Raw genomic sequence first — 6,009 nt, 5'->3', positions numbered from 1 at the left:
GGCATCAACACCTCCCGGCAAAAACCGAAAAGTGTTACCTATGTGTCCGGTACAAATCGTCACCTATGTCTCGGGCCGCTCACAGGTCCATTCCGGACAGGTTCACTCGCCAGTCGCACAGGATTTCCAACACATGACAGCGATGAGCGCGGCGGCGCTGCTGATCCTTGTCCTGACCTATGCCGGCGTTGCTGTCGGCAGGGTACCCGGGCTGCGCCTCGACCGGGCAGGGATAGCACTGCTCGGCGGCGCGGCGATGATCGCCATCGGCGCGCTCGACATGGAAGACGCCTACCGCGCCATCAGCTTCGACACCATCACGCTTCTGCTCGGCATGATGATCGTCGTGGCGCATCTGAAAGTGTCCGGCGCCTTCCGCGCGCTCGGCGGGTTCGCCATCGAGCATGCGCATGCGCCGTTCATGCTGCTGGTGATGGTGACGCTGTTGACCGGCGTCCTGTCGGCATTCCTCGTCAACGACGCTATCTGCCTGGTCATGGCGCCGATCGTCGTCCATGTCACCCGCGTCATCAACCGCAACCCGGTTCCCTACCTGATCGCCACGGCGACCGCATCCAATTGCGGCAGTGTCGCGACCATCACCGGCAATCCGCAGAACATGGTCATCGGCGCCCTGTCGGGGATTTCCTATCCGGCCTTCTCGGCGGCGCTTGCGCCGGTGGCCCTGTTCGGCCTCGTCGCCGTCATCGTCATCATTCGCATCGTCTACCATGCCGAATTTTCGCGCAAGGCCGAGCTCAGCCCCGAAGTCTACCGAGGCCGCATGCTGCCGGGACAGGTGCTGAAGGCGGTGGTCGTCTGTATCGGTTTGGCCATCGCCTTCTTTGCCGGCGTTCCGGTTGCCAAGGCGGCGCTGATCGGCGGCGCGATTCTGTTGCTGACCCGCGCCATCAAACCTGAGCGCATCTATCGCGAGATCGATGGGCCGCTGCTGTTCATGTTCGCCGGGCTGTTCATCGTCGTCGCCGGAGCCGAGAAGACGCTGCTTACGCCCGACATCGTCGCTTCGGCAAAGGACCTAGGGCTGAATGATGTGTGGCGGCTGTCCGGCTTCACCGCGGTGCTGTCCAACATCATGAGCAATGTCCCGGCCGTGCTGGCGCTGAAGCCGTTCGTGCCCGGACTGGAAAATCCCGAGCGGGCCTGGCTGGTCGTCGCCATGAGCTCGACGCTGGCCGGCAATTTCACGTTGCTCGGCTCGGTCGCCAATCTGATCGTTGCCGAGCACGCGCGGGTCTCCGGCAAACCGCTGGGCTTCATCGCCTTCTTCAAGGTCGGCCTGCCGTTGACGCTGGTCACCCTTCTTGCCGGGACGGCATGGCTGGCGGCCTAGAAGCGCGTCGCATTCGACCGACCTCATGCGGCGCGCACTAGGCTCTTTTTCATCATGTCGTTATCGCAAAACCGCTGCACACTTTTGCGCGGCATGCATTAGCCGGTCAGGGCGATGTCACCGTCAGATGGCCTTTCATGTTGGGATGGAAGCGGCAGAAATAATCGACCGATTCCGCCTTCTTCACCGTCAGGCTCGCCGCCTTCTTCGGCGGGATCATCACTTCCCAGGCGCCGTTGACGGTTGCCGTGTGGGCGAACACGTCCTTGTTTACCCACCTGATCGTGTCGCCGACCTTCGCCTCGATCTTCGCCGGCGAAAACACAAGCTTCTCGATCGTCACCTCGATGGTTTCGGCCTTGGCCGGCGCGGCACCCATGGCCAATGCCAGAGCAACCCACAGATGCCGCCGCGACATCATTGGCTCGATCCTCACTTCAGCATGCCGGCGACGTGTTCGGCGTGCTGTTCGTGGCCCTGGAATATTTTCAGGCCGGTTTCCAGCAGGCTCTTCAGCTCGGCATTGCTGGCGGACGGGATCAGCAGAGTTTCGAGCGCGCCATTGACCTGCTTGTGGTAGGCCACCTCGCTGGCGACATAGGCCTTGTCGAACGCTGCGCCCTTGAGCTTGGCAAGCTTGGCACGTTCCTCGGCCGCCGCCTTGGTCAGCGCTTTGCTGGTCGGATTATCCTCAGGCGTGACCTTGAGCTTCTTGACCAGGTGGAGAGCCTGTTTGTTGACCGCCTCGTGATCTCGCACCATGTCCTTGGCGAAATCCACGACTTCCTTGTTCTTGGATTTCTTCAGCGCCTGCTTGGCCGCCTCGACGTCAAGCACGCCCGCTGTGTAGGCGATATGTGCGATCTGCGGGTCGGTCGGTTTGTCGGCAGCTTGCGACGAGGGCGCCGCGCCAAGCAGGAAAATTGCGGCCAGTGCCGTGGTCGATCGAATAAACATGATGCTCTCCTTCGCCCCGACGCGGAACTGCATCGGGCTTCGTTTTCAGTGATGCTCATTGGATGCAGGTCACGGGAAAACGTTCCCGCGAAAATCGCCGCGGCCTATCCGGAAAGACCAAGCCGCTGCATCACGGCATTGGTCAGCCGTTCGCAGCGCCGGCCCGCGAACGGAAAGGCGTCGAGCAGCACCGGGCCGATCTGGTCGTCCAGCGCCTTGCGCACCAGCGCGCGGGCGCGGTGCAGCCGCGTCTTGATGGTTTCTGGTCGCACGCCAAGCAGTTCGGCGGTCTCCTCGATGCTCAATCCCTTGATGACGCGCGCCACGAACACCATCCGGTAGACATCGGGAAGACTGTCGGTTGCCCGTTCGACAAGCTCAAGGATCTGCCGTTGCGCCATCGTCCGCTCCGGATCGTCGCTCGGGTTGAGGGGAAACCGGATGATTTCGGCTTGCGGGTTTTCAGGCATCGCTACCATTCGCCGCCTTTTGCGCAAGCGGCCGAGGGCTTCGTTGATGACGATACGCGACAGCCATGTGGCGAGCGAGGCATCGCCGCGAAAGGACTCGAGATGGGCAAAGGCGCTGACATACGCCTCCTGGACGATGTCCTCGGCCTCGCTGTCGTTCCGCACAACGCCGCGGGCGATGCGGTAGAGCCTTTGGTTGTGCGTCTTGATGATGGTGCGGAATGCATCGCCATCACGTGCCAGCGCGCGGCCGACAAGCAGCATATCGCCGGAAGCGGCGGGCGTCGCCGTCAACGCAGCAGGCATGGCCGATCTCCTGATAGGCTTCTCATCGGACATTGGATGCATCGGCCGACAAAAGGTTCCCGACCGATTCCGCCGGCCAGCCTCGATCCGTTTCAAGCGCCAGCAGAGGCTATTCTACCGCCTTCACCACACTGCCGCCCCTGTTTTGTAGAGTCGACCGATCGGTCGCCGTGATATCGCTCAGGATCGCAATTTTTCCAGGCTGTTACGCCGATTTTCTGACTCAGTCTGGAAAGGTGCTGGCTCAGGCATCAGCGGCCGCCGCCAGCCCGCGCGCCAGGTCGGCCTTCAAATCCTCGACATCCTCGAGCCCGATCTGCAGGCGCACCAGCGGCCCGTCATACGGGCCCTTGGCGATTGTGCGGTCGCCAAGGAATACCGGCACGGCAAGGCTCTCATAGCCGCCCCAGGAATAGCCGAGACCGAAAAACTTCAACGCGTCGAGGAAGGCGTGCTGCTGCTTCTGTCCGCCGCCCGCGAGAACGATCGAGAAGATGCCGCTCGATCCGCAAAAATCGCGCTTCCACATAGCGTGGTCGGGATGACTGGGCAGCCCCGGATGCAGCACCTGCGCTACGCCGGGCTGACCCTCCAACCAGCCGGCGAGGGAAAGCGCGCTCTTTTGATGATGCTCCAGCCGCACGCCCATCGTGCGCAGGCCGCGCAGCACCTGGTAGACGTCGTCCGGTCCGGCGCAGCAGCCCATCGTGTTGAACGTCTCGCAAAGCTGATTCCAGCAAGCTGCATTGGCCGACACCGTGCCGAGCAGCACGTCGGAATGGCCGGCCGGGTATTTCGTCGCCGCGTGGATGGAGATGTCGACGCCGTGGTCGAGCGGGCGGAAGTAGAGCGGCGTCGCCCAGGTGTTGTCCATCATGACGATGGCGCCGGCGGCATGTGCTGCCTTGGCGATGGCCGGTATGTCCTGCACCTCGAAAGTGTTGGAGGCCGGCGATTCGGTGAACACCACCTTCGTGTTGGGCTTGATCAGCGCCGCGATGCCGGCGCCGATGCGCGGTTCGTAATACTCGACCTCGATGCCCAGCCGCTTCAGCATCGTGTCGGCGAAGTTGCGGGTCGGATGATAAACGGAATCGACGATCAGCAGATGATCGCCGGCCGACAGGAAGGCGAGCAGCGGCAGCGTCACCGCCGCCAGGCCGGACGGTACCGCGACCGTGCCTGCCGAACCTTCCAGCGCATCGATCGCGCTGTTCAGCGCATCGGTGGTCGGCGTGCCGCGCGTGCCGTAGGTGTATCTCTGGCTGCGTGAAGCCATCGCCGCCGCATTGGGATAGAGCACGGTCGAGGCATGCACCACCGGCGGATTGACGAAGCCGAAATAGTCATGCGGGTTGTTGCCGGAATGGGCGAGCCGCGTGTTGACGCCCATCTCGCTGCCGTCTTTTGCCATTGCTTTTCGTCCCATGGGTTGGTCGTTAGCCATAGTGCGGCGGCATTGGCCGCGCAACCGCACCGCCCTCGCCAGGCCAAGGTCTTGAATATGCCAATTCAGCAATGCGCCGTAGATCCTCTGAACGGCTGCCAGGTGCGCTTGGCAAGTCACGGTCGGACTTTGCCGGCTTAATTGGCGCGCTGACCAATTTGCGAGCGCGTTTGTCTGCAATTCAGGCATTTCAGGCGGTTGGTTTTCAAAGTCTTTCGGATTTGGTCATTTCCCTTGACCTCACAGGAATAATCGCCTTCGATGTTGTTCGTGAATGGGAGGCAGCGCGTCGGTTACGATGCGCGATTCCGGTGATGGGCCGGGATTACATAGCTGCGTTCACACGGGAAAAAGTCAGGTTCGCCTGGAAAAAACAGAAAAGGGTCTGTGGGTCATGAAACACATTGCAATCGGCGTTTTGGGCGCCGCCGCGTTTGGATTCGCGGCTTCGGCTGCGTCGGCGAGCACGCTCGACGACGTCAAGGCGAAAGGCTTCATCCAGTGCGGCACCAATACGGGTCTTGCTGGCTTCGCGGCGCCTGACGACAAGGGTGAATGGAAAGGCATCGATGTGGATTTCTGCCGCGCCGTGGCGGCCGCCGTCTTCGGCGATGGCAGCAAAGTCAAGTTCACGCCGCTCAGTGCCAAGGAGCGGTTCACCGCGCTGCAGTCGGGCGAGGTCGACATCCTGTCGCGCAACACCACCTGGACCATCAACCGCGACACGGCGCTTGGCCTGAACTTCGTCGGCGTCACCTATTATGACGGTCAGGGCTTCATGATCAACGCCAAGAAGCTTCCGGGCGTGAATTCGGCACTGCAGCTTTCGGGCGCGGCGGTGTGTGTGCAGAGCGGCACCACGACCGAGCTCAACCTTGCCGACTATTTCAAGTCGAACAAGATGGAGTACAACCCCGTCGTCTTCGAAAAGCTGGATGAGGTTAACGCCGCCTATGACGCCGGCCGCTGCGACGTCTACACCACCGACCAGTCGGGTCTCTACGGCATTCGCCTGACGCTCAGCTCGCCGGCCGACCACGTCGTGCTGCCCGAGATCATCTCCAAGGAACCGCTTGGGCCGGCCGTGCGCCAGGGCGACGACCAGTGGTACCACATCGTCAAGTGGACCTATTTCGCGCTGCTCAACGCCGAGGAACTGGGCATCACCCAGGCCAATGTTGACGAGATGAAGAACTCGGACAATCCCGAGATCAAGCGCGTGCTCGGCCAGGAAGCCGACACCAAGATCGGCACCGATCTCGGCGTCTCCAATGACTGGGTCGTCAACATCGTCAAAGCCGTCGGCAATTACGGCGAGATGTTCGAACGCAATGTCGGCTCCGGCAGCCCGCTGAAGATCGCCCGCGGCATCAACGCGCTGTGGACCAAGGGTGGCCTGCAGTACGCTCCGCCGATCCGCTGATCGAAAATGGATCCGGAAGGCAGATCGTCTGCCTTCCGGTCTCTCTTTCCAG

The 6,009-nt window shown here is 62.0% G+C and carries 6 protein-coding genes; 2 read left to right on the top strand and 4 right to left on the bottom strand.

Annotated elements, in window-relative coordinates; genetic code table 11:
• Positions 1-133 precede the first annotated feature (133 nt).
• Positions 134-1,354, top strand: a complete 1,221-nt coding sequence (locus NKH42_RS28480; RefSeq protein WP_352753272.1) for an anion transporter — start codon at positions 134-136, stop codon at positions 1,352-1,354.
• Between the two features lie 106 nt (positions 1,355-1,460).
• Here the strand turns inward: NKH42_RS28480 and NKH42_RS28475 are convergent, their stop codons facing one another.
• The 4 genes from NKH42_RS28475 to NKH42_RS28460 form a co-directional block, all read right to left on the bottom strand.
• Positions 1,461-1,772: a cupredoxin domain-containing protein gene (locus tag NKH42_RS28475; protein ID WP_352508883.1), complete on the bottom strand. Its 312-nt coding sequence runs from the start codon at positions 1,770-1,772 to the stop codon at positions 1,461-1,463.
• Positions 1,773-1,786: 14 nt separating this feature from the next.
• The gene (locus NKH42_RS28470) at positions 1,787-2,311 is read right to left on the bottom strand and encodes a DUF4142 domain-containing protein (protein WP_352753271.1); all 525 of its coding nucleotides are present in this window, start codon (positions 2,309-2,311) and stop codon (positions 1,787-1,789) included.
• 104 nt (positions 2,312-2,415) lie between these two features.
• Positions 2,416-3,087, bottom strand: coding sequence for an RNA polymerase sigma factor (locus tag NKH42_RS28465; RefSeq protein WP_352974678.1), 672 nt, complete (start codon positions 3,085-3,087; stop codon positions 2,416-2,418).
• A 244-nt stretch (positions 3,088-3,331) separates the two neighbouring features.
• The gene (locus NKH42_RS28460) at positions 3,332-4,501 is read right to left on the bottom strand and encodes a cystathionine beta-lyase (protein ID WP_352756566.1); all 1,170 of its coding nucleotides are present in this window, start codon (positions 4,499-4,501) and stop codon (positions 3,332-3,334) included.
• Between the two features lie 427 nt (positions 4,502-4,928).
• On the opposite strand from NKH42_RS28460, the gene NKH42_RS28455 reads away from it, so the two are divergent.
• Positions 4,929-5,957 carry an amino acid ABC transporter substrate-binding protein gene (locus tag NKH42_RS28455; protein ID WP_352649730.1) on the top strand — a complete coding sequence of 343 codons (1,029 nt, stop codon included), beginning with the start codon at positions 4,929-4,931 and terminating at the stop codon, positions 5,955-5,957.
• Positions 5,958-6,009 lie beyond the last annotated feature (52 nt).

This window comes from Mesorhizobium sp. M1142 (assembly GCF_040318565.1).
Taxonomy (GTDB): Bacteria; Pseudomonadota; Alphaproteobacteria; order Rhizobiales; family Rhizobiaceae; genus Mesorhizobium.
This window is presented reverse-complemented; position numbering and strand designations above follow the sequence as displayed.

Excerpts from the sequence above, each read along its gene's own strand:
- NKH42_RS28480 (WP_352753272.1), top strand. The coding sequence starts at position 134 with ATGACAGCGATGAGCGCGGCGGCGCTGCTGATCCTTGTCCTGACCTAT.
- NKH42_RS28475 (WP_352508883.1), bottom strand. The coding sequence starts at position 1,772 with ATGTCGCGGCGGCATCTGTGGGTTGCTCTGGCATTGGCCATGGGTGCC.
- NKH42_RS28470 (WP_352753271.1), bottom strand. The coding sequence starts at position 2,311 with ATGTTTATTCGATCGACCACGGCACTGGCCGCAATTTTCCTGCTTGGC.
- NKH42_RS28465 (WP_352974678.1), bottom strand. The coding sequence starts at position 3,087 with ATGCCTGCTGCGTTGACGGCGACGCCCGCCGCTTCCGGCGATATGCTG.
- NKH42_RS28460 (WP_352756566.1), bottom strand. The coding sequence starts at position 4,501 with ATGGCAAAAGACGGCAGCGAGATGGGCGTCAACACGCGGCTCGCCCAT.
- NKH42_RS28455 (WP_352649730.1), top strand. The coding sequence starts at position 4,929 with ATGAAACACATTGCAATCGGCGTTTTGGGCGCCGCCGCGTTTGGATTC.